Annotated in this window: 3 protein-coding genes; all 3 read right to left on the bottom strand. The window is 51.7% G+C overall.

Annotated elements, in window-relative coordinates; translation table 11 throughout:
• Nucleotides 1–261: hypothetical protein (locus tag KDG50_00205; protein ID MCB1863823.1), on the bottom strand; the 261-nt coding region annotated here is incomplete at its 3' end.
• 212 nt (nucleotides 262–473) lie between these two features.
• Nucleotides 474–1,073 carry a hypothetical protein gene (locus KDG50_00200; protein ID MCB1863822.1) on the bottom strand — a complete coding sequence of 200 codons (600 nt, stop codon included), beginning with the start codon at nucleotides 1,071–1,073 and terminating at the stop codon, nucleotides 474–476.
• A gap of 37 nt (nucleotides 1,074–1,110) precedes the next feature.
• Nucleotides 1,111–1,407 (bottom strand): ATP-binding cassette domain-containing protein (locus tag KDG50_00195; protein ID MCB1863821.1); only part of this gene is annotated, 297 nt, incomplete at its 5' end.

Raw genomic sequence — 1,407 nt, 5'->3', positions numbered from 1 at the left:
CGCAGTCGCCGCGGCAATTGAGATGGCCAGCCATGCCGCCCAACGGGTCTGCATCCAGAGCCCTGCACCTGCGATGACATAGGCGAAGCCCGCCAGAAAATTGAACCAGAGCACGAACGGGACATAGCTCCCGGCAGCATCTCGCGCTGCGACGTTACCGAACAGGATCGTGCCGCCCGACTTGATTGTCAGCAGACCGAAACCAACGGCGATCAGTGAAATCATCCAGACCCGGGTGCCGCGTGTTCTTTGCGTTGCCATACTTATCCCTCCGCCGCAGATATTGTGCGCCGCTGAAAACAGATCTTTCTCAAACCCGCGCTCTTCGCCAACTTCCTCTTGCGTCATGCCATCGCAATCGATCTGTTCACTAACGCTGACTAGCAAGAGCGGATCACCAGATGACCTTATGCCACGTCCGCTAACTAAAGATTGCTGTTGCGTCAGACTTGGCGCATTTCATTTGTCTGATTTTATTTCAGCAAATCTGATATCCCGGGTTGGCCGCGGAAAACGGTATGACATCCAACACAACCAGAAGCCATCTCACCCGCAAGAACAGACGCTTTCCCCATGTCGCCGTTATTGGCTGCCGCAGCTAATTCTTTTGCTTTTCCTTCAACCGAATCATTAAAGCTTTGCAAGGTAGCCAATTTTTGATCCGTGATATTTTCAATACCCAGATAGGGCAACAACCCACCGACGGGTATACGATGATCGGCAATCCGTAATGCACTTGCAGATGCCTGTTCCGGATTATCAGTCATAATTCCAGCCATCATGCTTTGATAATCCGACAGAACTTCGTGCATTACCTGGCGCAAAGTTAAGGATTTACTGTATCGAGTATGCTGCGCCAAGATATTCAGTAATATTTTCTTGGTTTCAGGCGAAAGTGCTTTGACCTTCATTTGCAACTCGGGCTTCATTAATGACACTTGCTCCTGTAATAACTGCTGCAGCGCGTTCATATCAGGCTGTTTGCCTTCCTCGGCCGCCACTGCGCCGGCAAATACCATTGATAGAGCCAGCATGGCAGCTGATATGGATACCGATAAATATTTAATCTTCATAATTAATCTCCTGAACAGGTTAAAAAAAGAAAGCACTTTAAACAAATCCCCTTCCTTCGCCCGCTTCCTCATGGGTCACACCATCGCGGATGTGATAGATGCGCTTGAAGGTTGGAATGATTTTCTCGTCGTGGGTGACGACGATGATGGCCGTTTCGTATTTCTTTGCCATGTCATTGAGAATGCGAATGACCGCCATGGCGCGTTCGGAATCCAGCGGTGCGGTGGGCTCGTCGGCCAGTATCACCGGCGGGCGGTTGACCAGGCCGCGGGCGATGGCCACACGCTGCTGCTCGCCGCCAGAGAGCTGCGAAGGCATCGCCTGGGCGCGATG

Source organism: Chromatiales bacterium (assembly GCA_020445605.1).
Taxonomy (GTDB): domain Bacteria; phylum Pseudomonadota; class Gammaproteobacteria; order JAGRGH01; family JAGRGH01; genus JAGRGH01.
This window is presented reverse-complemented; position numbering and strand designations above follow the sequence as displayed.